We start from the raw sequence: 25,712 nt of genomic DNA on the forward strand, positions 1-25,712 counted from the left end.
AGTTATGTTTACATTTATACAGTATAGTTATTATACCTTGTTAGTTTGAAATCTTCTTTAGCTTGATCAACTTTGATAGATAGCTTTCACGAGCAATTAAAAATTTGATTAAAAGATCCGGGTAATCTTGCGATACCGCTTGTTGAACAGATTTTCGTTGTTGCAATGTGCTTCGCCAAAGCTGGCACTTAGGCAGAGTGTCAAAGGTGCCTAAATCAGCAAACGTATCGAATACATCAAAGTATCGAAAAATTGGTCCGTAAACAGCATCAATCAAATGAAACTTCTCTCCGGAGAAGAAAGGGCCGTCATTCAATTCTGCTTCAATATGTCCAAATTTATCTTGTATTTCAGTGTGAATCCTTTGAAAGTGTGGTGCTTCATTTGCGTTGTACAGGCTGGAGATTTTATTCAGTATACTAGAACCAAATTCTATCCACGCGCGGTGATGAGCTTTCTCAAGATTATCGACTGGGTGCAAGGAAGCCGGTGTTATTTCATTCAAATACTCGCAGATAATTGCAGATTCAAATAATGTGTATTCTTCATCAACTAATAAAATCGGAACTTTTCCCAAAGGCGATTTTTGTTTAAACCATGGGGGCTTTTTAGCAAGATTAATATCTGTTCTGGTGTAAGGAATATCTTTTTCTTTAAGGGTGATAATGGAGCGTTGTACGTAAGGACATAATACGTGTGCAATAAGATGAAAGTCTGGTTGTGTCATGGAATCCGCTCCTATGATTGGGTTAGTTGTTGTTTTGATTGAAAATAAGTATCGAGCGCGTATTTTCCATTTCCCAGACCAATCTGCGCAATTGCCATTAAGGTGAGTATTAACGGGTATTCCCAACCGCCGCCCGCGTTGGTAAATAACCATCCATTGGCCGAATGCACCCAGGTGGCGCCGAGCAGAATAGGCACGACAAGTGCGGAAAAAAAGCGAGTTTTAAAGCCCAATAACAGCGACACGCCGGATATAGTTTCTACAGCGAAAACAAAATAGGCAAGTATGGAAGGTAGCCCGATCGAGTCAAAATATTGCGCGGTGCCAGCCAAAGTAAACAGCACCAACTTAAGATAGAGGCTATGCGCCAGTAGTACCATGGCGAGCGAAATTCGTAAGATCAATGGGCTGGTATCTGGGTTCAATAAATTGTTCATTGTGATTTCCTTCTGGTCAGTTAAGTGCGATTGCTTCATATGCTCGAACATTATCTCTCTTGCGAATTTGCACTTAAATTGGCAATATATGCAAATTCGAATTGCAATTTTGCAAGAGTGATAAAGAGAGAAAAGTATGGATTGGAACTCGTTAAAAGTATTTCTAGCGATTGCTCGTTGTGGATCTTTATCGGGGGCGGCTAATGAGCTTGACGTTAATCACTCGACTATCTTCAGGCGCTTGAATGCTTTTGAAGAGGAAATTGGTGGCAAGCTATTTGAACGTATTAACAATAGTTACGAGCTGACGACATTAGGTTATGAGCTGCTTGATCTTGCACAAAACATTGAAGATTCTTTTGATAGTATTGACCGTCACATTGTAGGCAAGGATTTTCAACCCAAAGGTAACGTAAAAATCACGGCGCCCACCAATATTGCCTATCGTTATTTACCCCGTTATATTTCCGAGTTTAATCGTCAATATCCAGAGATTCAGATTGAGCTTTTGGTTAGTAACCAGGAATTTAATATGTCAAACCGTCAAGCTGACATCGCAGTGCGAGCAACGCCTTCGCCGCCGGAACATTTGGTTGGCAGGCAGGTGGCAACGCTTAACTGGAGTGTTTATGCGAGTAAGAAATATCAGGATAAATTTGGTTTACCTGACAATATGAAAGAGTTAGTAAACCATTCTTTAATTGGTGCGACAGGTGCTTTAAGTAACCTGCCGGCATTTGTCTGGCAGGACAAGCATTTTACCAATCAAGTTGTAACGCGCTGCGATGATTTAACTGCGATGTCTTATTTTGCAGAATCTGGGCAGGGCTTGGCGTTTTTACCTGAGGATCAGTCACGACCTGAACTGATAAAATTGTTTCGAGTTAAAGAGAGCCTTCCCAGTAATTTATGGCTATTAACTCATCCTGATTTACGTAAAGTTGAAAGGATTAAATTAGTTATGCGCTATTTGACGCAGGCTTTTTCTAGCGAATGGAATTCTTGAGCAGGTGGTGAAGTGAATTTTTGGTGATTATTTGAATTGAAGTTTGAGTTTATTTAATAAGTTTTAGGTTGTTTGATTTTTGTTTTAAGATTTGGTCGTGATTCGGCCAATTGCGGACCTTAGTTCAAAACGCGTAGATTACTTTAGTTCTTCGATTCTCTAATTTCCTTCAATGATTTGTTGAGCCAACTCAGATACCATCCTTTGAAACTTAGGTTTCTTCCGTCATCATCTTTGAGCAGTTCAATTCCCGCATAGTCTGCTCTAAGGTCACTCCAAATAGTTCCTTTCATTGGACCACTTACAACCATCCATATTCTTCTTGCACATCCTGCATGGCAAATAGGTATTGCGCCCGACATAACATTTTCAGCCCAATATTTTTCGTTTAACTGTTCTTCCCATGTCTCCCAAAGTGCGTCTTCCTCTTCGTCGGATTCACAATTGTCACAATCTGGCTCATTTTCCCAAAACGAATCTGGCAAGTTCCAATTTGAACTATAAGGAAATGGTTTCGACAAATTTCCTACAAGTGTTCCATCTGTCCAAGAACACATATCATGGTTGTCATCTTCCATTTCAATTGGAAAAACTCCGTAAAAAGGTCCTGCGCCTCCGTTTCCGACGGTGGTGATAAACTCTCGATACTCATCGGGAAAAATACATCCATATTTTGCCTCAATTGCCTTAAACTCGGTTTCTGACAAAGGAATATTCAATTCATATCCATGCGAACTTGCCCCAAAAGCATTGCAGCGTTCATCTTCCTTTTTTAATTCATCTAGTTTGAGTTTTAATTCTTCCATAACCATATATTTTTATTGAATTCAAAATTCGCCATAAGCGGAAGTTTAACAGCGCCTCAGACATAGGCGCTTGTGTCCTATGCCTTGACTTGTTAACTTTTTTAAAATTACCAAGCATAATATATTATTGCTGTTAACCAGCTGCCTATTAAAACTATAGCTATAACCAACGACACTTGAGCCGCTACAGTCTCCCAGTTTGTAGATGACTTGCCCCACTTAATTAAACCGACAATTGCCTGACCGCCATTAAAGATGGTAAGAGGTAATGGGTTAAAAGCTACAAGTTTCGTTTGCGCAATTACAATAACTGTTAATAAAGAGTTTTTCTGAATAAATAAATGTGCTTCTCTAATTAAGTTTTGTGCTTCAGAAAGTGGACTAAATGCACCAAATATCATTTGTGGAAATGCACCTATAAATGATGACATCACATTTTCTCCTTGAATAAGGATTGATAATATCAATAAAAACAAGCAACCTGATAAAGGAACAAAAACTTGTACCCATACTGGTTGATGATTAAATGCAAATCTCTTTTCTTTTTCAGATACTTCACTCTCTCTAGAATCAAGAGTTTTAACGTATCCACTTAGAGGAAGCGGTTTGAATTGAAAAATACCTATCCTTGCTAGTGTGGGTCCTGCTCCATAGGTGATTTCTTTGATCTTTACTCCGCAAAGCTTAACAAAAATTGCCATTGCAGATATATGGAGAGTCATAAAAATCGTAATTGATAAAAGTAGTTCAGTCATAATAGAAGTTAACGCTAAGTTAGTTTTTTACGCTAAATTTCAGCGCATTGTTAAGTTTTTTGTTTAAATTTTATTTCTATAGGCCAATGTATAATGAATAACGGCTCGCGGCAAAGCCAAGAATCTGAATCATCAACCACTATTTCTTTGTACTCGCTTTCTTCAAGACCGTAACACTCCCAATATAAAAAACATTGTCCGCTCTCGTTCTCTAACACTCTTATAAGATTGAACATAGGCATTTCATGTGCATCATCGTAGTACATTATCCTAAACGCATCTCTAATGACTTCATCTCGTAAGTAGGATTCGAATAATTTCTTTTCTTGTTTATAAGGAGAAAATTGCCAATTCCTGAAGTAATCTAGCCCTTTCTCCATTCCGACCTCATATGGGAGGGTAATGTCAAAGTCAGCACTTATATGGCGATAGGAAGTATTCTCTAAATCATCTAAACCTTCACAATCAACCACATCTGGGACATTTGTAGATCCATCTATATCAAAAAAGATTCTAAACGAACCATTTTCTAACGGTAGTACTTCTAGTACCCCATTTGTCTTGATTTGATCAAACATACGATTTCGGAAAATAAGATACTTCATAGCAAATACTCCCGAACTTAACGCTCTGCTAATAAGCGTGTTGTTATTGGTGTCTTTTTTATCGAATTATTATACATTTTCGATTTTCTCAAGTAAGTCACGTTTATTACCACTTAGCAAGTACGCTCTCAATTTTCCTATATATTCTGATTCTGGAATCTGTATTTTCTTAAATTCACCGTCGTAGAAAATTAATTCTTATTCCATCCTTAAACTAATTATTTCTTCAACAACTCGCCTGGCACTTCGTGTTGCATTATGAACACCACCCCAATCATCTTCATGGGTATAAGATTCACCAGCAAAAAATAGTTTATTTTTAACAGGAGTGAATAAATAGCTTGAGATATAGGATGGAGCTTCATCAGACAAATAGGCTGATTGAATAAACGGCTCTTTGCTCCAGTCTTGAACGATGTGTTGCTTATATTGGCGAGACGCTTCGCCTTCAAAAACTTGGTCTAGTTCATTTAAAATATAAGCTAATTGTTCACGGTGTGATAAGCGTTGATAGGGTTTTGCCTGTTCGCCAACAGCAAACAGCCCTAGAACATTAGAAGATGTGTTTTGCGCAAAAGCAGCATCAAAATAAGTTCGTTGCCCTTTATTCGTTATACTGTCAGGAAAAGCTAAAAATGCTGGATAAAACCGCTTAGCAAATTCAATAAACACTTTTATGCCTCCCCATACTGGTGCTTCTTGAATAGTTTCTTTTTTCCTTTTTGTTAATGTTGGTACAAATGAAATTATGTTATTTTGTAGCACTTTCAGTGGTACTGTAATGATAACTTTGTCGGCTTCGTAACGAGAGCCTTTGGCGTCAATAAGCTTAATACGACTACCTTGATAATTTATTGAAACTATTTGTGTGTTTAATTGTATATTCTTTCGAATGTGTGGAACGATATACTCATCAAAAAAATCAAACCAAGAGGAATTGATAAACTTCTTGTCGGAAAAGTCGCTACCTAATACTTCTGATAAAGCTGAATAACTTAAACTACCATTTTCATAGTAGCCAATCGCCTCGCGGCCAGAGTATTCTTTTAATTGAGTAGTGATAGCTTTTGAATTTTTATTAACAATCTTAGCCAGTTCCTTTTCTGATACATGAAGCCACTCGGCTCCCAGCGGTAGCGGAAAATCTACGAAAGAAGTGGTGCGTTTCATCCTGCCGCCGTAAGTCTCAGAAGCTTCTAGTATTTTATAATTAACACCTTGTTGTTCTAACAAATACCCTGCCGCTATTCCGGCAGCACCAGAACCAATTATTAAGACGTTATCCGAATCTTGTGAGTGTTTAGCATCGTTCTTTGGTTTAGCTCCAAAGGAAGGGAAAGATATTCCTAGTAAACCACATATTTTAATAAAATCCCTTCTCTTCATTTTAATAACCTTCAACTTATTTCAGAATTTTATTTAATATATAACGCAGAATAGAGACTTACTAATTTTAATTGCACTCTCACTCAAGTGTGTTTCTATTTTTGTCTAGCTTTTATTCGCGTGCATTTTTTTGTTATGTTTCTTATTCACCAAGCCAAACATGTCTAGCATCACTTATAATTTGATCAAACTCGGCTTTACTGATTGTACCTTGAGTGAATTTAACTTCTGCATCCCTTGAAATTAATAAATATTCATGCTCGATAGCAGCAAGAATATACCCCAGTTTTTGTTCTGTAATATCACCATTTTTAAAGTGGTGCATAGCTAATTTCTTATTCCAAGACTTACCCTCAGGTGGTTTTGGAAGAGTAAAATCACGTTCAAGCAGCGATTTATCAGATATGGCGTAGCCTTTTTCAATCGAGTCTTTAGCACATAGATACAAGGCATAGTCTATTGAATCTTGTAGCCCATAAAAATGCCAATCATAACCAGCTATACATTCACCGATGACTTTCCCTTCGTGATCGATAATATTTATCTGTCTTCCTGCACAACTAGAGAGAAAGATCGTTAGCAATATGATTATTGCAAACTTCGATTTCATAAATTGAGTTCTCTACAAACATAACAGCTTATTGAGTGCAGCAAATCACGCTAAAATGAAACTTAATCTGCACAGTTTTAAATTTACAATCGAGGAGGGCAGATCACTTGGTTGCCGTTCAATAACAACTTAAAGATATCAGGGCGCGGTCAAGCTGTCACCCAGAGAATCCACAAAGGCGTCTCCTGGCAGGCTATGGAGCCACCGGCATTCGGTTTGTGAAGTACTCTATGAGCCGTGACGCAGCCCGTGGGTCGAAATTGCTTAAACCAACAACCACATAGCCGAGATGTGGGAAAATGCGAAAGTAACCGTTCATCCCTGGAGCACCGCCGCCATGACCATAACTATGTAGCAGCCCATCTCCCGAAAGTTCAAACCCATAACCATATTGCTGTGCTTGTGGTTTCGTTGCTTCAGCAAGCAGCGTCTTTGATATTAATGCCCCTGACTCTAACGCTTGAGCGAATCGAAAGAGATTACCGACAGTCGAGTAACCTCCCCCCGCCGCATTCCCCCTCCACGGAAGGGTATCAACATTTGACTGCCACATTCCGTTACACCTCATGTACCCACAGGCACGCTTTGGCACATCATCGGTTTCGGGCAACGAATCGGTGGACTCCATACCTGCAATCTGAAAGATATTGAGTCGCATATATTGGTAGTAGGATATGCCAGTCACTTTTTCTATAAGCGCCCCAAGTAGGACATAGCCATAATTCGAGTATCGATACTCAGCACCCGGTTCATGTACAAGATCTCGTGCTCCATATAGCTTTAAATAGTCACAGTGCTCTCGCAGTTTCAGGCGGTTTTCTGTGAAAGCACGACCGAAGATATCATCCGTGCCTCCGGTATGCGTGAGCAGATGACGTACGGTGACTTTCGAGGCTACATCTTCATTTGGATAATCCGAGAGATACATGCCCACTGTGTTATCCAAATTCAATTTACCTGCTTCAATAAGTTGCAACGTCGCAATAGCAGTGAACATCTTGTTGAGCGATCCAAGGCGGAACTGCGTGTCGAGAGTGATGGCTGCACCTTCCTCACGATTAGCATAACCCCATCCTTTCTGGAGCAAGATCTTTCCATGCCTTGCGATAAGTACAGCGCCCGAGAAACGATCGTTCTTGGCCTCCTCATCAGCGCGATCCGAGAGAGACGTCAGCGCGTCTGCTTTCGTCATCCGTTGAATAGCTAAGTCAGCAGGGCGGGCAGTAATTAATAAAGTCATTTTTACAAGTTGTGGCGGCTCTGAGGAATTCGTAGACAAGATTAACCTGGCAACTGTATCTGAATTCCTCTCCTGAATGAGCGCAATTAGTGAATGGAACTCACTTTTTTCAATTTGCAATAGCGCGAAACCACCAGTCTGTTCACGAAAATCTAGCATCTGTGCCAGAGGTGGAGTTCCCTTGTGTCCGTGGTTTTTGTCGAAGGTCTGCATTTGCGTCAACTCGGCTGAATTGAATGCCTTAAGCCAAGCTGTGAGGATAGTACCAGCCGGAGTATCGGGTATGGCTGGTTGGCAAAATTCACATACTTCCTCCACGAAAGGTTTCATAAGAGGAAAGCTAATTCAGTAAAGCTCGTGGTCATGGGTTACTTCACCAAAGTTCGTCAAACATTCCAATTAACGGATATTTATACCCGGCGGTTTAAATTATTGGTGATTTAAATTATAGGCTCCTTAGACGAATAGTGCTCAGAAAATTAGGAACCTTATCAGTGGGAGAGGATTAATCTTTTGGTCTAGTTAAACATCTGAGGTTAAGTTCTCTGTTATTTAAACATTCAAATGACTATCCACCACTTTAATTATCTGCCGCTCAATAGTGCCTTTTAATGCTCTGAACATCATTCCCAATCTAAGTGTTAATTCAAAATTATTCTCATCAATATCAATCGAACCATTGGCACCTTTGCGGCGAAATACTAAATTACTTTCAGTTTCCCATTCTGATTGAAACTCAAGTTCTTGTTGAATATCCAAAATTATTTTATCAATTTTATTTTTCAATTCTTCAATTGAGTATTGATGTGTGCGGCTAACAATTATTGCTGACATATTTTCAAATTACTCTTTTTTACTGGTTTTAGGTCGTTTCGAGCTTTCGGTTTTGCTTGGTTTAGGAATTGATTTAGATGGCTGCCCAGCTCGGCTGGCAATCGCATCTAACTTATCATTCAACTCAGTCATTTTTTTGTGAGTGCCTAAATCAAGATCTAGCTTGCCATCCATAACTCGAATGAGCGGGTGAAGCGTTTCTTCAAGCAATTTAGTGATGCTCGCAATAGTGTTATCTGATTTTGGAGTGGTTTGTTTTTCCAGAAGTTGCTCTAGTTTGTTGGAAAGCTGGCCAATCGCCCTGGTAATTTCAACACCTGAGTTGTCCTGGCTTTCCATTGTTGAAGAATCTGTTGATTGTAGAGCCGACTCGCGCCAGGCATTCACGCCACTCACTAAATCATTGAGTTGTGCGACAATTTTGTTACCGGTATTGGCATCATCGCCGCCCATGGCTTTATTACGTAGGAAGTCTGTTTTAATTTGATTCCAGCGCTCAGTTTGCTCCTCAGTTAAACAATCTCGCAATTCAGCCAGTTTCAGTAAATTAGCTTCAGTTCCCGTGGTCAATAACTGGGATTCTCCCTGATAATGATCATCGACCAAACGGCGCAACTCATCATCAGTCATAATGGCTGAAACCTTTTCAACCATTTTATTCATATTTCGATAAGAACCCTGCAATTTAAATGCAGGCTCCGTTCGATAGTTATCATCTTGCGCACTCGCCGCGATATATTCCTGGTTAACTCGCCACACAATCTGCTGAATTGTCTGCAGCTTTTTCAATACGCCAACAATCTCTTTAATTTCTGCTCCACTATATTGATGTGAAAGATCGGTTGTGGCCACGTCGATACCATTGGCCATATCAAGAAACTTATAAACATCACTCATTTCCCGAGTGGCCAGCGGCGCTAAAATTGGATTTGATGTCAGTGCGTTTTCAATGTAACTCAAGGCAAAAACTTCTTCCTTTCCGCTGAGCACATCACCGAGATTATAAATATCAGCACGGTTTGCCAACATGTCCGGCACTTGAAATGCCTCTCCCGATTCAGTGTAAGGGTTACCAGCCATCACGACACAAAACTTTTTGCCGCGCATATCATAGGTTTTGGTACGTTTTTTCCAGACCCCTTCAATTCGTCGTGTACCATCACAAAGAGAAATAAATTTCTGCAGAAATTCACTATTGGTATGTTGAATGTCATCAAGGTAGAGCATGACATTATTACCCATTTCAAGCGCGAGATTCAGCTTTTCAAGTTCTTGCCTGGAAGCACTGTTGTCGGCTTGTTCCGGATCTACCGAAGTAACGGAGTGTCCGATAACCGGGCAATTAATTTTCATAAAAATCAGACCAAGGCGCTCTGCAACATATTCCATCAGAGTGGTTTTTCCATATCCCGGTGGTGATATCATTAATAATAATCCCATCAGGTCAGTTCGCTTTTTATCACCAACAGTACCAATCTGTTTTGCCAGGTTGTCGCCGATAATTGGCAAATAGACATCGTTGATTAAACGGTTTCTGACAAATGAGGCTAACGGCTTGGGTTTAAATTCGTTCAAGCGTAAAAATTCTCTTTGTTCATTAACAACTTGCTGGCGTACTTTGATAAATTCTCGATAACCCGGAATAATCATTTCGCAGTGATGCTTGTTGCGATCTAAAAAATCATCGAGCTGAAGGGATAAACTTTGATTCTCTATTCTTGGATGCGTGCCGAGTAAGTTCTCTACGTTAAACTGAATATCAATTTCCCGATCATTGCGACTAATCCTTTGCTCTGCGTTCAGAATGCCTATCGCTTCACCGATAAAGTTCTGATACTCCGTTTTTTGCTGTGATTGGACAAAAGCGGTTAACCAACTTTCAGATAAAATCCAGCGTTTACCTACTTGGCCTTTTAAATCGTCCAGCGATTTTTGGTAGTCTCGCCAAACATTATGCATTTCCAGATGAGTTTTAAATTCATCGCAAAGATGTCTGGCGTACTTTGATGTCGCAAAACTGACAGAGTTTTGCGACAGTTCTTCGCACAGATATTCACTCGCACTTTTTAGCATCAAGTTGTCGAAAGACAAGTTATTCTCGCTGACAAAAGTATTTAGCGATTGGGAGATTTCTTCAGTCAATAAGCGTTTGGCTTTGTTGTCGTTAAATACTTTTTCCATTTGGGCTGCATTAACGGCGCGCTGTTGCCAGAGCTGAGTCGATTTATCTCTTTGTTGGTTAGCCCAGAATATAGCGGCGAGTCCACGAGCTTGTGGCGAATATTTGAAAACGCCGGCAAGTTCATAGGCCGATACCAGTGGTTTTAAAATCAGCGTTGCGTCATGGTCGTGTATACCTTTCTCGTAACCTTCACGATACAGAGGCGTCGCAAATTCATTTACTAACGCGCTGAGCTGTTTGCTATCAGCTGCGGCCGCGGTTAGCTTGTGCCAGGATAAATTGTCCGATTCATCTTCAGCAGCGTTAATCATTTGATAAGCAAGATATTCCGCGCGGTATAAATTTTCAGATTCAGACTCGATTTCAATATTCCAGAATGCCTGTAAATTTTCCAGTCGTTCACTTTCGAGTGGTTCTGAAAAGTCAGTACCGGTTAGCCTGGCGTACAACTGGTTGTCTTTTGGTAATATGGTGAGATCCAGCTCTTGATTGTTAACTGAGAATTTATGCCTTGGGCCGAGTTTTATCACTTGTCCGCCATCTTCAAACAGATCGCTTTTATCCCTGAGAGCACGAATTGCCTGTTCTTTAATGCCTTTTAATTTTGCGTCGATATCTTCGGCTTTAATACTGTCATCCAATTCTGTTAAATGAGTGACTATGTCGCGGATTTTATTGACCAGGCCATCTGCAGCGAAAAACGCGTTTAATTCATCCTGTTCGGTAAATCGCTTTACGCGTCTTTGAATGCTTTGCAAAATTCGCTCGCCTGCATCGGCAAGTGATTGTGCTTTGCGTTGCTGTGCTTCAATCAGGCTTTGCTTATGGGTTTCAAACGTTTCAAATATTTCGTCTCGTTTGCTGATAATGTCAGTGATGAAATCATCGTATTCGCTAAATTCTCCCTCTAGCTCTTCCAGTTGAACAAGTAAACGAGAAACATGTTCGTCGCATTTGGCTGGAGTGGTTGACTGGCTGATTGCGTTATGGATACTTTGATTGAGAAGCTTAAGTCGTGCACCGAATTGCGCCGTGGCTTCAGCGCTTCCCATGTTTTTACGCTGATGATCGAGTTTGGCTTTGTTTTGATTGAGTTTGCCATAAAGCTCAGATACCGAGTCGACAATTTTGGTTTGCAAAGTGGCATCGTCAACTTTTAAGGTTGCCATCATTTCGGAAATGAGATCTAAACCCTGGGCCATTTTTTCCAGCGCTTGTAAAAAAGGTTTCAGTTCCGCGTTACTTTGGCATTTTTGGCTTTCGTTGGTGATCTTATCAAGTTCTTTATAATAACTTTCTAGCGCACCTTCCGATGCCAAAAACTCAATAGTTTGTTGATTGAGTGTTTGCTCTACTTTTTCAATTTCTTCGTTGAGTGAATCAATTCTTGCGATATCGATATAACGGTATTCGCGAATGGTCATCAAGTGTCCGCGGTACTGGCGGATATGATTTAAGCCATCAACAAACTCTTGCGGCGAGTGCCAGCTGTCAGGTTCGATATGCCGGATAATTTCTTTTTGTTGCGCTTCCGCTTCATTGAGTGCTTTCACCGACTGGTTGCGAATGCTTTCAACTTTTTCGTATTCATCGATGACTGATTCTGCCGTTTCTCCAATTTGACGAACTAAGTCAGCGATTGATTTGAGTTCTGGCGAGTCCAGCCAAAAATAGGTATCAAAAATATTAACGCACTGTTTGCTTAAATCGTGATAGTGCTGTGCTGAGACATCCTCTGACATAATGCTTCTGGCAATACTGTAGAACTCAGAAATACCTCGAACTAATTCTGCGTTACCTATTTTTCCATAGAAGCTTTGCGATTCCGGCTGAGCACTGGCATAGACTTCTGAGAAGTAGGGGGTTTGCCAGATTTGAATTGGGTGTACTCGATTAGGTTCTTCATCGGCGTAAAAGATAATCATGCGACCATCTTCATAAAAGCCGTAACCGTGACCGAACAACGGATTTTGTAGCGACTTATCGATAATATTGTAGGGATAGAGCGCAATAACATTGGTTGTTGGTTGATAAAATACGTACAACACATCTTCGCCATTAGGTGAGCGCAAAGTACGTTTGTAAACTAAACCCTCCAGACTGTCGTCAAAGGTTTTATAGTCACCGGAGGTAAGATAGTAGCCACCTGGAAATATGATACCGTGATTTTCTGGAAGTTGTAGACAAGCATCGCCAATGGCATCAATGCGACTAATTTCCTGATTGTTACGATTAAAAACCAGGTAGCGGTAATCATCTTCTTGATAGGGCTTTATTTTGAGTAAAATTATCTGGTTGAGATCGGCGTAATAAAACTCTGCGTCATCTAACGATTGGTTTTTTTCCTCTACTGGCTCCGAATAAATTCCCAAACCAACATTGGTGTTATTCTCAACTTTGATGGTGATATCGCCGCGTAGTGAGTCAACGAAGAGTGTGTCGAGGATATTGATATGCGGGTTACGTCCATCGACCACATCGTCTCTGTGACATTCTACCCACTCAAAATCGTGGCTTGCCGGTAGTTGAATATCTCGCTCACCACGATTATCAATGTAGTCAATTCTCTTTCCGTCGGCTGAAATTTCCCAGCGAAAAACGCGAATATCGGTTAGCCTGTCACCAATTTGGAATGAGGCTAAAAGTTTATTTCCCTTAAGCACCAGCTGGGACAATGAAGTATTTTTGTAGTAGGCGTAAAGTTCACCAAACTCGCTTTGGAAGCGCTGATCAGCTAGAAAAGAATCCTTGATGGCGACAGAGCGAAGTTCGTACTGGCCTTCTTTTTCAGATAGTTGGTAAAGAGACAGTACATCTTCAATTCGAGTTTCTTTGCGCAGACCAATGTAAACATTGTAACCGAACAAAACATAATCACCGACGATGACCAAGTCTTTTGCCTGACAATTATTCTCAGTTCTCAAACGCATTCGGCCCAGCACGCTCATTTCAGTTGAGCCGAACTCTTCTTGCCTGGCTTGATTAATGTCGCTAATTAATTTGTCGAAGCTTCGTCCCTGATCAGTGAGTCGCTGACGAATGATATCGTAAGCACCACCTTCGGCGACTGCTTGTTCTACAATTGAGTTGTTTTGTGTTTGATCTGTCACGTTCTTTTCCCTTATCGGAATAAACTCATTTGTTACCCTATGAAAAGAATTCTAATGAGGTATTCCTTAAAAACTTAACCCTTTAGACATGATTTATAAAATATGGTCGGTATAAAACGGAGCCTATAAAACATGGTCTCTAAAACATCGTCTTTGAAACGATAACGCTAACATTAATGTTTAATAATCCACGTGCATTAACATTGTGGAAGGCTGGCGAAGTGTCTCCGCCAGCTATTTGATTAAGCGTCATCCTTATCAAGCTTAGGGACATTAGACTCGGCGTTATTGGCGCCGCCTAACAATTTTTCCATTAATGCCTGGACGATTGGGCTTTTTTCAATAAAACCGTTGACTGCGTTTCCTGCGCCCATTCCTTTAGCCAATTTATCAAAGTAATCTCCCTGACCACCGACGATATCGATATTGGCATTTTTAAGTGCGGCAGCTAATACGTCAGCCTGATCTCTTGAAATATCTTTGTTAGCTTCAATCGAAGCCATGACTTCTTTAAGGTGAACTTCCAGATTTAATCTGAATTCTTCGAACTCACGAGAATCTTTATCCATATTATTCATTGCCGCGAACTTATCAACCAGGGCATCGGCTTCAGCTTTTCCTTTTTCGCGCAATACTTCTGCTTCACTTACACCGACTTCTTTCGTCGCAACTGCATCGGCTTTACCTAACTCTTCTTTACCGCGAGCTTCGGCGGTTAGTTTTTCTTCCAGAACCTTGGCTTCAGCCAGACCTTCTTTTTCTGATGAAATGGCTTTCGCTTCTTGAACTCTCGCTTGTGCCAAACCTTCTTTTTCAAATGCATCGGCTTTCGCTTCTAACACTTTCGCTTGTGCCAGGCCGCTGGCTGCTTCACTGGCTTGCGAGCCTTCAGCAATTTTCTTTTCTGCTTCTGCCTGTTTAGCCGCTGCTTCTAACTCGGCTTGTGCTATCAGGTTAATTTCTCGTGCTTTAAACTGAGCTTTTTGTTCTTCCGCTTCGGCTCGTTTAACGGTGTGTACCATTTCTTCCTGCGCAGAGGCTTCGGCCGCTAATACTTTTACCTGCTTTTGACGGTCGGCTTCAGACACTTCTTGTACTTCTTTTATTCTTTCTTCTTCTTCGGCAACTTTCTTTTCAACGGCAATACGTTCACTGATGGTTAACGCGATAACTTTGCGTTCTTCTTCCAGCGCTTTTTCTTTATCTATTTCCGAAAGTTCCACTTCTCTTTCACGATTAACCGCTTCCATTTGCTGTGCTCGGATTACTTTTTCCTTTTCGATAACAACGGCTCGTTCTCGATTTTGCTCCGCCACTTCAACTTGTCTTTGTTTTACTTCTTCTCTAATGGCAACTTGTTCTTCGGTTTCAATTCGAGCTTGCTCTGCTTTTAATCGTTCCTCTTCTTGAACCTTTCTAGTTTCAGCTTCTTCACGAGCACGTAGTGTTTCGATTTCTCGTCTCTGTCTCAATTCAGCGTCTGTTTCCTGTCTTTCCAGCGCAAGCATTGCTTCGCGGGTTTCGACGTTCTTTTTGGTTATCGCGAGGCTTTCATCTTTTTCCAGGCGGTTAGTTTCAACGCTTTGCTCTGCGGTAATTTCGGTTATTTTGCGAATACCTTCTGCATCCTGAATGTTGGTTGGATCAAGTTTCTCTTTAGGCGTTTGCTCAAGGTAGTCAATAGCGACATCTTCTAATACGTAACCATTCAGATCATTACCGATAACTTCAATGATTTTTTCTCTGAATTGAATTCTATTTTCGAATAGATCCAAAAAGATCATTTGTTTACCAACAGTCTTAAGCGCCTCGGAGAATTTTGCATTAAATAATTCGTTAACCGCTTCCTTGTCTGAAGCTCTCTCAACACCGATTGATTTTGCTACTCGAAGAACATCTTCTCGTGTTTCGTTAACTCGCAAATAAAACGCAACTGTGATATCTGCTCGCAAATTGTCTTTACAAATCAAGCCATCTTTTGCTCTACGATCAATTTCTAAAGTGATCAAGGATATCTTCATGATTTCCATTTTGTTAATCACTGGATAAACCATACCGCCCGTAAAATGAACTTTTGGTTTTGACGACATGTCATTAACTATTAGCGCGTATCCTTGCGGTACCTTTTTGTAAAATGCGCTAAACATGATTGCTATTCCGAAAACGAATAGCAAAATCAGCCCAACCCAGCTACCTATCGTTATTAATATTTCTGTATCCATTTATTAGTACTCCAGTATTTATTTTAAAAGTTTCAAAAAAGAATTTAACGGCATGTTATGTCATGCTTTTATTAAATTCTTCTTCGCTAATGACGAAAAAAGTATCTTCTGATTTATGTTCAATAAGAACGGCATTCTGGCCTGTTTTCAGGCTGTTATCTCCAGTTGTTCTTACTTTGATGATTAAACTTGCACCGTTGTGAATGCATTCAGCCTCGCCAAAATCCTCATCAACGCGACTGCTGCGAATGCGACAGGTTTTTCCAATAAGAGATTTTGATATTGGCTCTTGATTAATAGTCTTAAATAAACCTTTTAGCGGTCTTATCATTCGTGCCGTAATTGGAATTGAGATTAAAAAACTGATGATCGCTACCGCCAGATTTAATAATGTCTGCAAGAGAGAGATTAAATCGGGGAAATTGGGAACCAGCTTACTGGCGAAATAACAAATGAACCAGCTATTAAGAATAAGCAGGCTAATGACTACCGTTATCGGCACTCCGGTTAATCCCAATGTGGTGAGTAAACCGGCGACACCACCAACCTGACTAATATCCGCGTCGATATCCAGGTCAACTTCGATGTCAAAAAATTCCAGATCGAACAGGCCGAGTATGACAAGAAACCAGAACCCGATGACTACGCCTAATCCAATTGTAAATATTATTGTTGGGAAGCTACTGATATTGATTAAAAACGCATCCATTATTGACTCCCTTTTAAATTCGTTTTCATTGTTATTGAGTTTATCTATGGTTGGCTTTGTCGCGCCAAATCCATGCACTCATGACTCCTGCTAAAAAGCCGAAAATATGCCCCTCGAAACTAACGTGTTCTCTAAAATCGATAAGGCTGAATACTATCCCGCCATAAAAAGCGATAGTCAATATCGCAAAAAATATATTTTTTAAACTTCGGTCGAATACTGCATTGCTGATTAGATAGCCCCAATAACCCATCACTAATCCTGATGCGCCTGCGTGTAGACCGTTTCTGGCAAATAACCAGACGAGCGCGCCTGATATTAGCATTATACTGATGGTGACTTTAATACCTTTTCCCACTGAACAAACAAAAAAGCCGAGTATCAATAGTGGTATTGAATTAGAGATTATGTGGAATAAATTCCAGTGGAGAAAATGCATTGTAACGATACCGGGTAAAGCACTCACCTGCCTTGGTTGCAATGCGAATTGGTTGAGTTGGTGATCGAATATTAAATTCGCTATTTCCAGCAGCCAGATAAAGGCGGTGAAAAATAGTAATATTCGGTAGTCGTTAACGGTTTTTCGATTCACTGTATAATGAGTTCCTCATAGTTAAGATTATGGATTATTCCACAGGGCAATTTTTATTGCTAACCTGTTTTGCAGAAGTTGGGCCCTGATTAAGAGCCATCTTCAGTTTTGGTTGTAGCTGGTTCCTCTGAAGTTGATTTCTTCAACCGGGCCAACACTGCCTCAGCAGAATTTTTATCCTGAATAATGCCCGAGGATTTTAGTTTTTCTTCCAAATCTTCACCTTCCAATTCCTTTTTGAGTTGAATGGAAGCGGCTATCTTATCTTGTTGAAATTGTTGTTTCTGTTTAATTTTTTCTAATGACTGCTGCGCAGCGCTAAGTGCAGAATCATCAAGTGTAGTTGCTTGCACCATTGTGCTTCTAGCTTGTTGTAATGAAGCTGTCGTATCCACAATAGCGAGGTCACGCTCATATTCGCTGATCATTGTGTCTGCTTGTTGAATTTGTATTTTTAACGACTCTGCGCTTTGTTGATAAATGCTGATATCTTCCTTGAGTATTTCAGTTTTAGATTCCAACCTGGCTATTTTTTCGGCGATCTGCACGGCTAATTCTTGCTCATTTTTTTCCAGGGCTTTTACTGCATAGTTTTCGTGTTCAGCTATTTCAGCATTGATTGCCGATAACTGTCTTTCAGCAGCTAGCTTCTTAGCGATTATCTCTGTCAGGTTTTCTTTAGCGTTTGCCAGATGTTCTTTAGAATCCATGATTTCCTGCTCATAGATTCTGATTGATTGCGAATCAACAAGTGCTTCTCCCAGTTCTCTGGCTCCACCGCGAATTGAAGTGAATATTTTGTCTACGAGATTCATAATAATACTCCCTAATATTGACATTTTTGCACTGAAAGTGCGACATAATATGTCCTTAGGTTAGCAAGTTTAGACATAATATGTCAATTGTTATTTTGGTTGATACACTGTTCAGGGTAGCTGATCGCGAGTTGCCAGTTAGGAAGTACGAGTCAGTACTGCTGCAGCTAAGCTTTTCTTGGACAAGCAAAAAAGTCTTGATTAGACAAACAACCTGATGGTGAAGCAAACGATGTGCGTCAATAAATATTCCATCATTATTTTTTGATTAAATTGCCATTGGTTTTACTCCAACGCCATCGATTGTCTTTTGTTAGCTGGCAGCCGCCAATAAATCGAGACAGAGCGTTATCAGTAAACCAGTTTGCCTTGCCGGCTAATACTTGTTCGCCGTAAGGGCTAATACTGATTTTTTGGATGGGGTTTAATGGAAAGCTAATGGGCTCATTGACGGTATAGACTAGCAATGGATATTTGCAGAATGTCATCTGATTGAGTCGCCACCAAAAAGGTGAATCACCCATAAATTGGGCCTCTTCGTGGGATTGGTATTGTTGGAAGAGTTTTCCTGGCGCTAAGGGGCCGTTTTCTAGCGGTCGATTTTCTTGTAATACATCTAAAATCAGTTTTTCCGTCATTGGAAGTCCTGAATGTTCATCAGGGAATTCCCGGCACAATCTCACCAGAGCAGCCCGAAGAAAAGGAAGCGGGCTTAAATCCTGGCTGAGTAATTGGCTTAGTTGAGCTGGTTCATTGGCGGTAAATGCTTCCCAGGCGGATGCGGCCAATACCAACTGTTTGTCTGAAACCGGGGTTTGATATTTGGTTAATTGGGCAAATTCTTCTGGAGTGTGATAACCGAGGTATTTATCGGTGTTGATTAAGTCTAATGTTGTATTGCGTGGATTCTGATGCTTGAACCAGTCCAGAAGCTGGAGAAGTTGAAGTTGATCGTAAAGATCATGTTCAAACCACAAGGTGACCTGCTCATAATTGTTCAATTGGTTTAGAGTGCTGTTTCGCTTATCGAACTTCTCACGGATGGACTGCTTGCTTTCACCGCTCATTTCAGCAATGTAATCAGCACGAATATCGGATAATTCTTCCAGTGACAGCCCCGAAATGACGGGACCTTCGTGGAGTAAGTCGTCCCAAGATAATTTATCTCCAACAATATTAGCTGCCTCCATTAAATCAGTGGTATTGCTGCCATTGGTGATATGTAATGTTTTCATTTTCTATCCAGGAATAATTTATATCTCAAAATGCTATTTATGGAGAAAACAGTCTTGTGCACCGAGCCAGTTGGTTTAAGATAGTTAATTCCAGTCATCAGGGGCTACAGATCCCGAACTAAACTGTAACAGAAGTCTCTATCAGTTCTCAGTATTGAACAGTTTCAAAATATTAATGCAAATAAAAACAATCTCTTTGGGAGAGTTAACGATGAAATACTTCAAGAAAGCTGCGATTTCAAAAGGGCTAGTGGCTGCTAGCACACTCATTCTAACCACATCACTTTTCGCTGCTGAAAAAAAGCAGGAAGTTGATTTTAGCACTACGGAGGTCTCGCCGGGCTTATATATGTTAGCAGGAGTCGGCGGATTCACCGGCGGCAATATTGGATTATCGGTGGGTGAAGATGGTGTGGTGATGATTGATGATTCTATGCCCCCATTGCTGGATAAAATGAAAAAGTCGATTAAAAGTGTTACTGATAAACCGGTAGATTTTTTAATTAATACTCATGTCCACGGCGATCACACAGGTAACAATGAAAACATGGGTAAAGAGGGTACGCGTATTGTTGCCCATGAAAACCTACGCCAGCATTTATTGACGAAAGGAATTCGAACGCAAAAAGGCAACGAGAAAGCGCCGAAGGCAGCTCTGCCTGTTATCACTTTTTCTCACTCAATGAGCTTTCACTTAAATGGAGAAGACGCCAAAATTTTCCATGTAGCTCACGCACATACCGATGGAGACGCGGTCATCCATTTTAAAAATGCGAATGTGATCCATATGGGCGATACCTTTTTTAATGGGATGTTTCCCTTCATCGACTTAGACAGCGGTGGTAGTGTTGATGGGTTTATCAAAGCTCAGAAAAAGGTTTATAAGCTGAGTAATGACGACACTAAAATCATTCCCGGACATGGACCTTTAGCGAACAAAAAGGACCTTAAAATGGCTATCGAAATGTTAGTTGATGTGAGGAAAATCATTACTAAATTAGTCAAGCAGGGTAAAAGTGAAGCGGAAGTGGTTAAGTTAAATCCATTGGCGAAATACGATGCTAAATGGACCTGGGGATTTATCAGCACAGAAAGAATGACTAAACAGATTTACCGAGGCGTTAAGGAAGGACACAAACACGCTAAAGAAAAAGGTCATCATAGTCATTAATTGTATCGGTTGATACTCATATTGACACCTCCAGACCCTGGTTTTAATGAACTCTGACAATCATTGAGACGGCATGAAGCGGTCGTCAATAAATCCCCTCTCCTGGAAGGAGAGGGCTAGGGAGAGGTTAAAGGTTGTCGAGTCTAGGTGATGTTTAGTGGAGAGCACTTTTAAGTTTTCGATGGTAATTTCATTTTCATAAAAGGCAAATAACGCCCGGGAACGCTGACTGATTCTGTTCGCGAGACAGTGTTAAATCCTACCTTTTGATAAAAAACTTCGGCATTTGGGTCGGATTGAACTTGAAGTTCCTTTCCTCCAAGTTCAATCACTCTCTGGCGAAGAAACTTAAAAAGGTGGGTTCCTAATCCGGTACCGATAAATTTCGGTAAAACAAAAAGATCAGTCACTTCAAATGTGTTGTTTTTATTATCTAAAGCTCCAGCAATACCAGCCAGACTTTCACCGTTTTCAAAAACGCCGTAAAACTCTTGTTGTTGAAATCGACTCGCGGGATAACTGAGCTCCTCTCGACATTGCAGCATAAATTCTTCGGAGTATCCCCAATGGGCTTTCGAACGCATTGCAACCTGATGCATGATGTCTGCATGGGCAGGAGAAAGTTTAACGACTTTGTCCAGAGTCATTACTTATTTCCCGATGTTTTTCTTTGCTTGGTAATATTACGAATTCGCGCCTTAACTGATGCTGCTTCATCCCGCATGGCCATTTCTAGAAATTGATCAACTTCCTTTCTAAACTGCACATGTTGAGTGGCGAGAATATCAAATCCGTTATAAGCCCACGCGCGAACAAATTTATTATCGCTGACAATACAACGACGTAAAAAACTCTCCACTATTGTCTGGTTTTCTTGAGTAATCGGTAAACTGGGCATGGTTTGTAATATGTGAAGTTGTGAGCTCCAATGTTCCAGCTCATTAACTTGCCGATAGATATTGATCACTTGCAATGGCGTTATTTTTCCGCCTTGTTCGCAATGATATTTGAGTAGCCAACTTGCACCACATTGAAACTCAGTATTTTGCATGAGTTTTATAGTCTTATTAATGAAGTTCGGCAGTGAGCGACAGATATGATAAATGGCTGCAATATCGTCGGCAGACTTTCCATCCCAGGTTTTCAATTGCTGTTTTAGTTTTGACATTGGTTGATCGAATAATAGTTTGTTACAGGCAAGATAATTTCACCTTCATTTCACACCCGGTGCGATAGGATTACTGAAACTCAGTTAATCTACTCGGAGTGTTTTGTGACTAAGCATATTATATTAGGTTCGGTTGGGCATCATTTTCAAACTGAAAATAGAGTGATCTCCTTATTTCAAGGATTATCGCTCACAGTGAGTAGTGCCGAGACTAACGCGATTGTTGGGCCTTCCGGCGTAGGTAAGTCGAGTTTACTATTGATTTTGGCAGGATTAGAAACCCCTCAATCAGGCAATGTCGTTTTTTCTGACGGTGGCGTTGCCCAGCCTTTGTTAGCGCTAAGGCAGCAGTCCGGATTTATTTTTCAACAGTTTCATTTATTACCGGAACTTGATGCGATTAACAATATCGCGCTGCCCTTAAAGTTGAAAGGTGATAAAAGTGCGATGGAGAAAGCTGAAGAGTGGTTGTGCAAAGTAGGGCTGGAGAATCGGGCAAAACACAAACCGAGCCAGCTCAGCGGTGGTGAACAGCAGAGAATAGCCATCGCCCGCGCATTTGTCACTGAGCCGGCTTTTGTTTTCGCTGATGAACCTACCGGTAATCTTGATGAGAAAACCGCAAAGGATATTGTAGAACTGATGTTTGAATGTAGCGATGCTAATCAAACTGGTCTAGTCGTTGTCACTCATAGTAAAGCGCTTTCCAAAATGGCAGATCACTGTTACGAACTTTCTCAGCAGGGGTTACTCGGTTATAAAGATTCATCAGTGAAGGTGGCGTAAATGAAGCCTTCAATCATCAAGTTATCCTGGCAGTTATTTCGTCAACAATATCATACCAGTGATAATCGTTTACTTAGGTGGATTCAGGGCTGTTTGTTGTTTTTTTTACTGAGTTTAAGTTTAAGCAGTGTGTCGATTCAAACTCACCTCGAAAAGAACTTACAACAGTTACTGGGAGCTGACTTAGTGTTGAGCCAGTATCAACCGCTTACCGAATCTCAACTGGCCCATGCTAACTCTTTGTCCACCAATCATACCTTGGTTCAACTGCTGGGACTGACGCTTACCAATGGCGAAAAATGGCAGAAGGTCAAGCTTAAGTTGGTTGGTGATAACTATCCCCTACAAGGAAATTTAACGGTTTCGGATACTCTATCTGGCGAAACAATCGCGGCTCGGTCTGGGCCGAGGCCAGGAGAAATATGGGTTGATGCGAGGCTTTTTTCCAGCCTGGAATTATCCATAGGTCAATCGATATCTATCGCGGAAAAGCCATTTCGGGTGACTCGTATTATTCATCATGAACCTGACAAGTTATTAGAGGGGCATGGTGCGGTTTCTATGCGTGCCATGATTCATGCCGATGAAATTGGTTTGTTTGATGAGGAAGTCAGTGAGTTGGGCAGCGGTAAAGCCACTGAGGCACAGTACCGCTATTTATTTGAAACTAATTCGGCACATCACCAATCCTTTCTAACGTGGACTAAAAAAGAACTCCCGGGTGCGCAAGTGGTACATCGTGGTGGAGGGCATCCGCTGGCGTTATTTTGGCAAAGAACTGAAAACTTCTTAGGCTTGGCGTCAGTGCTGTTATTTTTGATGGCAGCGATTGCAATTGACCTCACGGGTCGGCGCCAATTGATCAATCAGAAGCGTTTTGTTGCCTTATGTTTGAGTATGGGAATAAGTCGAACTCAGGGAATTACCCTGGCTGTTTTACAGTGGTTTATTGGTTTTATTTTGTTATTAATTCCGGCTTTGATATTAGCGTCAATCACACAAGTATTCATCATTGGTGAGTTGCAGGCACAGTTTCCAGAGTTAAGTTCGCAATGGCAATGGTTGCCGATAATGAAAACCATTGTATTGTTATTGGCCTTGCTGGCGATATTCCAAATACCCGGCTGGATGGAATTGTCTCACGTTTCAGTTCCCCAATTGATTCGACAGCAAAGCAATAAGCGATCAAACTGGATCCGTTTTTTCTGGTCGATTTTAAGCATCACCGGGTTAGCTGTTTTTTATTCAGACAATGGTTTGCTCACAGGATTTGTTTTAGGCGCAATGTTGGCGACCCTGTTGTTAATGATGTCACTGACCTGGATATTATTGATGGTTGGAGAGAAAGTAACTCAGCGTCGGCAGGGATTGTTGCCCTTCACTTTTTTTATTATGAAGCAGCGTTTGCTGAGTAAATCTGTTCAAATTTTAGGGGTTGGTTTATGTGTCACTTTGTTATTGTTTACCCTGGTATTAATGAAAGACATGGGAAATGCGATGCAGGGTTACGTTCGTCATCATGACGGCAATCTAATGATTACCCGAGCGCAAGCACACCAAGTTGAAAACATTAAGCAGTGGGCTAAACAGACAGGCAGCCAGATGCGCCAGTTGAAGCCGTATCTACATGGACAAGTTGTTAAAATTAATGGCGCATCGTTAAGTGAACATACAACCAAACCTAGCGACAGCATGGCAGCGCTGAAAGCGCGGGTGCGATTGCATTGGTCTGCACAGGTGCCGGCTAACAACCAACTTCAGTCTGGTCAATGGTGGACTCAAAATACAGAAAACTGGAATCAGGTTTCTGTCGAAGAAGAGGTCATGACTGATATTGGTTTAAAGCTGGGAGATCGCTTGAGTTTTCTGGTGGAAGGCAAGGTTTATGATTTTGTCATCAAAGCAACCCATGTTTATAAACCCGGCAATGGTTCTATAACCTTCTGGTTTCAAGTTCCACCAGAAGCAATTAAACACATTGATGCGAACCAATATTATATGGGAAGTATGGAGTTACCTGAAAATGCCTGGCCTGAATTATCAAAACTATGGCAACAAAATCCAAGGGTATATTTATTACCCATCAGGGAAATGACCGAAAGGTTCGATAATATTCTGGCGATCATTACTAAGCTGGTGACATTTTTTAGCGCAATGATTATTTTTATGGCAGTGCTTGTTATTACTGCCTCAGTGAAAGGCTACGAAGTTGATGATCGCAAGAAAAATGGATTGCTGCTCAGCTTTGGGTTACCCAAGTCCAGCTGTGTTCGATTGAGCTTATATGAGTGGTTAATTACCGCGTTGATTGCCGCCATTGGTGCGATAGTTGGAACCTGGTTAGCCGGAGAACTCATTTATCAATCACAGTTTTCGATGAATTATGTACCGGATGTTTTATGGCTGTCGGTGGCTTTAGTGATAACCACAGTCCTGGTTTGTTGTGCGGGGTTGATTAGTAGCCGAGCTAGTCTTAATGCGTCAATTCAACAGTTGGTTGCGCAATAATAAATCTTATTAAGTTGAGAGATTGGCCCTATCAGGAAAATAGGGCATGTTTGCCAAAAATCTCCAGTTAAATTTGTCGAAGATTAAAAAATGGGTATATTGACTTCCCGGAAATAGCTGTATTAATATGTAATACATATCTAAGAGGTGAATTATGCCAAGAAATACTAGCGTGACTTTAGGCAAACATTTTGGAGAGTTTGTGGAAAACAAAATTCAACAGGGACGGTTTGAATCAACGAGCGAAGCCGTAAGAGCTGGTCTTCGACTGCTTGAAGAGCACGAAGCAAAGCTCGATTTATTAAGAAAAAAACTATCAGTGGGTGAATCACAACTAGACCAGGGAAAAGGGGTTGACGGCGATACCTTTATGCGAGATTTGATTGGTTAATGGCAAAATATGTTTTGTCGCCGGAAGCTCAAAATAGCTTGAGGGAAATCAAAGATTATTCACTTAAAAACTTTGGCGCTGAGAGAACAAAGTCCTATCTTCAGAAAATTCGTAAGCGGTTGCAAGAGTAAGCCAAAAATCCTTTGAAGGGAGTAGTCAGGATGGATTTAAAGGTTGGGTATCATAGTGATTTTATCGGTTCTCACACAATTTACTACAGAATAAAACCAACTCATATCGACGTTATTGATGTGTTACATCAATCAATGGAAGCATCGAAACATATCGTTAATTAAGCGATCTAATTTATATCTGACCCATTATCATCACTACTTTAAATTGGAATAGTGTGATGAACAAAAATAGTTTAATAATTTTCGCCTATAAAAATCAATCAGTATATAGATTTAATATTAC

23 protein-coding genes are annotated in these 25,712 nt (G+C 40.7%); 6 read left to right on the top strand and 17 right to left on the bottom strand.

Annotation, left to right across the window (positions count from 1 at the left end; genetic code table 11):
- Positions 1-40: 40 nt before the first annotated feature.
- Both FLL46_RS03880 and FLL46_RS03885 read right to left on the bottom strand, forming a co-directional pair.
- On the bottom strand, positions 41-727 hold the full coding sequence (locus FLL46_RS03880) for a glutathione S-transferase family protein (protein ID WP_142892130.1): 687 nt from the start codon (positions 725-727) through the stop codon (positions 41-43).
- An 11-nt stretch (positions 728-738) separates the two neighbouring features.
- On the bottom strand, positions 739-1,164 hold the full coding sequence (locus FLL46_RS03885; protein ID WP_142892131.1) for a DoxX family protein: 426 nt from the start codon (positions 1,162-1,164) through the stop codon (positions 739-741).
- Positions 1,165-1,300: 136 nt separating this feature from the next.
- On the opposite strand from FLL46_RS03885, the gene FLL46_RS03890 reads away from it, so the two are divergent.
- On the top strand, positions 1,301-2,170 hold the full coding sequence (locus tag FLL46_RS03890) for a LysR family transcriptional regulator (protein ID WP_142892132.1): 870 nt from the start codon (positions 1,301-1,303) through the stop codon (positions 2,168-2,170).
- A 143-nt stretch (positions 2,171-2,313) separates the two neighbouring features.
- Here the strand turns inward: FLL46_RS03890 and FLL46_RS03895 are convergent, their stop codons facing one another.
- From FLL46_RS03895 to FLL46_RS03955, 13 genes are all read right to left on the bottom strand, one after another.
- Positions 2,314-2,976, bottom strand: a complete 663-nt coding sequence (locus FLL46_RS03895) for an SMI1/KNR4 family protein (protein ID WP_168204035.1) — start codon at positions 2,974-2,976, stop codon at positions 2,314-2,316.
- A 107-nt stretch (positions 2,977-3,083) separates the two neighbouring features.
- Positions 3,084-3,731, bottom strand: coding sequence for a site-2 protease family protein (locus tag FLL46_RS03900; protein WP_142892134.1), 648 nt, complete (start codon positions 3,729-3,731; stop codon positions 3,084-3,086).
- 50 nt (positions 3,732-3,781) lie between these two features.
- On the bottom strand, positions 3,782-4,336 hold the full coding sequence (locus tag FLL46_RS03905) for a hypothetical protein (RefSeq protein WP_142892135.1): 555 nt from the start codon (positions 4,334-4,336) through the stop codon (positions 3,782-3,784).
- 198 nt (positions 4,337-4,534) lie between these two features.
- Positions 4,535-5,722: a flavin monoamine oxidase family protein gene (locus FLL46_RS03910; protein WP_142892136.1), complete on the bottom strand. Its 1,188-nt coding sequence runs from the start codon at positions 5,720-5,722 to the stop codon at positions 4,535-4,537.
- Between the two features lie 142 nt (positions 5,723-5,864).
- The gene (locus FLL46_RS03915; protein ID WP_142892137.1) at positions 5,865-6,332 is read right to left on the bottom strand and encodes a hypothetical protein; all 468 of its coding nucleotides are present in this window, start codon (positions 6,330-6,332) and stop codon (positions 5,865-5,867) included.
- Between the two features lie 193 nt (positions 6,333-6,525).
- Positions 6,526-7,902, bottom strand: coding sequence for a serine hydrolase domain-containing protein (locus tag FLL46_RS03920; protein WP_142892138.1), 1,377 nt, complete (start codon positions 7,900-7,902; stop codon positions 6,526-6,528).
- Between the two features lie 222 nt (positions 7,903-8,124).
- A complete protein-coding gene (locus tag FLL46_RS03925) occupies positions 8,125-8,406 on the bottom strand; it encodes a polyhydroxyalkanoic acid system family protein (protein WP_142892139.1) in 282 nt (93 codons plus the stop codon).
- Between the two features lie 9 nt (positions 8,407-8,415).
- Positions 8,416-13,698, bottom strand: a complete 5,283-nt coding sequence (locus tag FLL46_RS03930; protein ID WP_142892140.1) for a DNA repair ATPase — start codon at positions 13,696-13,698, stop codon at positions 8,416-8,418.
- A gap of 242 nt (positions 13,699-13,940) precedes the next feature.
- On the bottom strand, positions 13,941-15,920 hold the full coding sequence (locus tag FLL46_RS03935) for a flotillin family protein (protein ID WP_142892141.1): 1,980 nt from the start codon (positions 15,918-15,920) through the stop codon (positions 13,941-13,943).
- 55 nt (positions 15,921-15,975) lie between these two features.
- Positions 15,976-16,629 (bottom strand): OB-fold-containig protein, encoded by a 654-nt coding sequence (locus FLL46_RS03940; RefSeq protein WP_142892142.1) that lies wholly within the window; start codon positions 16,627-16,629, stop codon positions 15,976-15,978.
- Positions 16,630-16,669: 40 nt separating this feature from the next.
- Positions 16,670-17,221: a rhomboid family intramembrane serine protease gene (locus FLL46_RS03945; RefSeq protein WP_142892143.1), complete on the bottom strand. Its 552-nt coding sequence runs from the start codon at positions 17,219-17,221 to the stop codon at positions 16,670-16,672.
- An 89-nt stretch (positions 17,222-17,310) separates the two neighbouring features.
- Positions 17,311-18,036 (bottom strand): PspA/IM30 family protein, encoded by a 726-nt coding sequence (locus tag FLL46_RS03950; RefSeq protein ID WP_168204036.1) that lies wholly within the window; start codon positions 18,034-18,036, stop codon positions 17,311-17,313.
- A gap of 257 nt (positions 18,037-18,293) precedes the next feature.
- Positions 18,294-19,271, bottom strand: a complete 978-nt coding sequence (locus tag FLL46_RS03955; RefSeq protein WP_142892145.1) for a DUF1835 domain-containing protein — start codon at positions 19,269-19,271, stop codon at positions 18,294-18,296.
- Positions 19,272-19,482: 211 nt separating this feature from the next.
- Here FLL46_RS03955 and FLL46_RS03960 point away from each other — a divergent pair, with 211 nt between their 5' ends.
- Positions 19,483-20,442: an MBL fold metallo-hydrolase gene (locus FLL46_RS03960; RefSeq protein WP_142892146.1), complete on the top strand. Its 960-nt coding sequence runs from the start codon at positions 19,483-19,485 to the stop codon at positions 20,440-20,442.
- Between the two features lie 170 nt (positions 20,443-20,612).
- Here the strand turns inward: FLL46_RS03960 and FLL46_RS03965 are convergent, their stop codons facing one another.
- Both FLL46_RS03965 and FLL46_RS03970 read right to left on the bottom strand, forming a co-directional pair.
- A complete protein-coding gene (locus FLL46_RS03965; RefSeq protein ID WP_142892147.1) occupies positions 20,613-21,089 on the bottom strand; it encodes a GNAT family N-acetyltransferase in 477 nt (158 codons plus the stop codon).
- Entirely contained in the window at positions 21,089-21,610 is a 522-nt protein-coding gene (locus tag FLL46_RS03970) for a hypothetical protein (RefSeq protein WP_142892148.1), read from the bottom strand. Before FLL46_RS03970 ends, FLL46_RS03965 begins: the two co-directional genes overlap by 1 nt.
- 105 nt (positions 21,611-21,715) lie before the next feature.
- Here FLL46_RS03970 and FLL46_RS03975 point away from each other — a divergent pair, with 105 nt between their 5' ends.
- The 4 genes from FLL46_RS03975 (at position 21,716) to FLL46_RS27785 (ending at position 25,591) form a co-directional block, all read left to right on the top strand.
- Complete coding sequence (locus FLL46_RS03975) at positions 21,716-22,396, top strand: ABC transporter ATP-binding protein (protein WP_142892149.1); 681 nt, start codon at positions 21,716-21,718, stop codon at positions 22,394-22,396.
- Entirely contained in the window at positions 22,397-24,904 is a 2,508-nt protein-coding gene (locus tag FLL46_RS03980; RefSeq protein WP_142892150.1) for an ABC transporter permease, read from the top strand.
- A 154-nt stretch (positions 24,905-25,058) separates the two neighbouring features.
- Positions 25,059-25,295, top strand: a complete 237-nt coding sequence (locus tag FLL46_RS03985; RefSeq protein ID WP_142892151.1) for a type II toxin-antitoxin system ParD family antitoxin — start codon at positions 25,059-25,061, stop codon at positions 25,293-25,295.
- 161 nt (positions 25,296-25,456) lie between these two features.
- Positions 25,457-25,591, top strand: coding sequence for a hypothetical protein (locus FLL46_RS27785; RefSeq protein ID WP_281281929.1), 135 nt, complete (start codon positions 25,457-25,459; stop codon positions 25,589-25,591).
- The last annotated feature ends 121 nt before the right edge of the window (positions 25,592-25,712 follow it).

This window comes from Aliikangiella coralliicola (genome assembly GCF_007004725.1).
In the GTDB taxonomy this organism is placed as follows: Bacteria; Pseudomonadota; Gammaproteobacteria; order Enterobacterales; family Kangiellaceae; genus Aliikangiella; species Aliikangiella coralliicola.

Bases quoted from the DNA above. Each gene is read 5' to 3' on its own strand.
- FLL46_RS03955 (WP_142892145.1), bottom strand. From the start codon at position 19,271: ATGAAAACATTACATATCACCAATGGCAGCAATACCACTGATTTAATG.
- FLL46_RS03905 (WP_142892135.1), bottom strand. From the start codon at position 4,336: ATGAAGTATCTTATTTTCCGAAATCGTATGTTTGATCAAATCAAGACA.
- FLL46_RS03910 (WP_142892136.1), bottom strand. From the start codon at position 5,722: ATGAAGAGAAGGGATTTTATTAAAATATGTGGTTTACTAGGAATATCT.
- FLL46_RS03900 (WP_142892134.1), bottom strand. From the start codon at position 3,731: ATGACTGAACTACTTTTATCAATTACGATTTTTATGACTCTCCATATA.
- FLL46_RS03935 (WP_142892141.1), bottom strand. From the start codon at position 15,920: ATGGATACAGAAATATTAATAACGATAGGTAGCTGGGTTGGGCTGATT.
- FLL46_RS03940 (WP_142892142.1), bottom strand. From the start codon at position 16,629: ATGGATGCGTTTTTAATCAATATCAGTAGCTTCCCAACAATAATATTT.
- FLL46_RS03885 (WP_142892131.1), bottom strand. From the start codon at position 1,164: ATGAACAATTTATTGAACCCAGATACCAGCCCATTGATCTTACGAATT.
- FLL46_RS03950 (WP_168204036.1), bottom strand. From the start codon at position 18,036: ATGAATCTCGTAGACAAAATATTCACTTCAATTCGCGGTGGAGCCAGA.
- FLL46_RS03890 (WP_142892132.1), top strand. From the start codon at position 1,301: ATGGATTGGAACTCGTTAAAAGTATTTCTAGCGATTGCTCGTTGTGGA.
- FLL46_RS03970 (WP_142892148.1), bottom strand. From the start codon at position 21,610: ATGTCAAAACTAAAACAGCAATTGAAAACCTGGGATGGAAAGTCTGCC.
- FLL46_RS03985 (WP_142892151.1), top strand. From the start codon at position 25,059: ATGCCAAGAAATACTAGCGTGACTTTAGGCAAACATTTTGGAGAGTTT.
- FLL46_RS03920 (WP_142892138.1), bottom strand. From the start codon at position 7,902: ATGAAACCTTTCGTGGAGGAAGTATGTGAATTTTGCCAACCAGCCATA.
- FLL46_RS03960 (WP_142892146.1), top strand. From the start codon at position 19,483: ATGAAATACTTCAAGAAAGCTGCGATTTCAAAAGGGCTAGTGGCTGCT.
- FLL46_RS03965 (WP_142892147.1), bottom strand. From the start codon at position 21,089: ATGACTCTGGACAAAGTCGTTAAACTTTCTCCTGCCCATGCAGACATC.
- FLL46_RS03980 (WP_142892150.1), top strand. From the start codon at position 22,397: ATGAAGCCTTCAATCATCAAGTTATCCTGGCAGTTATTTCGTCAACAA.
- FLL46_RS27785 (WP_281281929.1), top strand. From the start codon at position 25,457: ATGGATTTAAAGGTTGGGTATCATAGTGATTTTATCGGTTCTCACACA.
- FLL46_RS03925 (WP_142892139.1), bottom strand. From the start codon at position 8,406: ATGTCAGCAATAATTGTTAGCCGCACACATCAATACTCAATTGAAGAA.
- FLL46_RS03895 (WP_168204035.1), bottom strand. From the start codon at position 2,976: ATGGAAGAATTAAAACTCAAACTAGATGAATTAAAAAAGGAAGATGAA.
- FLL46_RS03915 (WP_142892137.1), bottom strand. From the start codon at position 6,332: ATGAAATCGAAGTTTGCAATAATCATATTGCTAACGATCTTTCTCTCT.
- FLL46_RS03880 (WP_142892130.1), bottom strand. From the start codon at position 727: ATGACACAACCAGACTTTCATCTTATTGCACACGTATTATGTCCTTAC.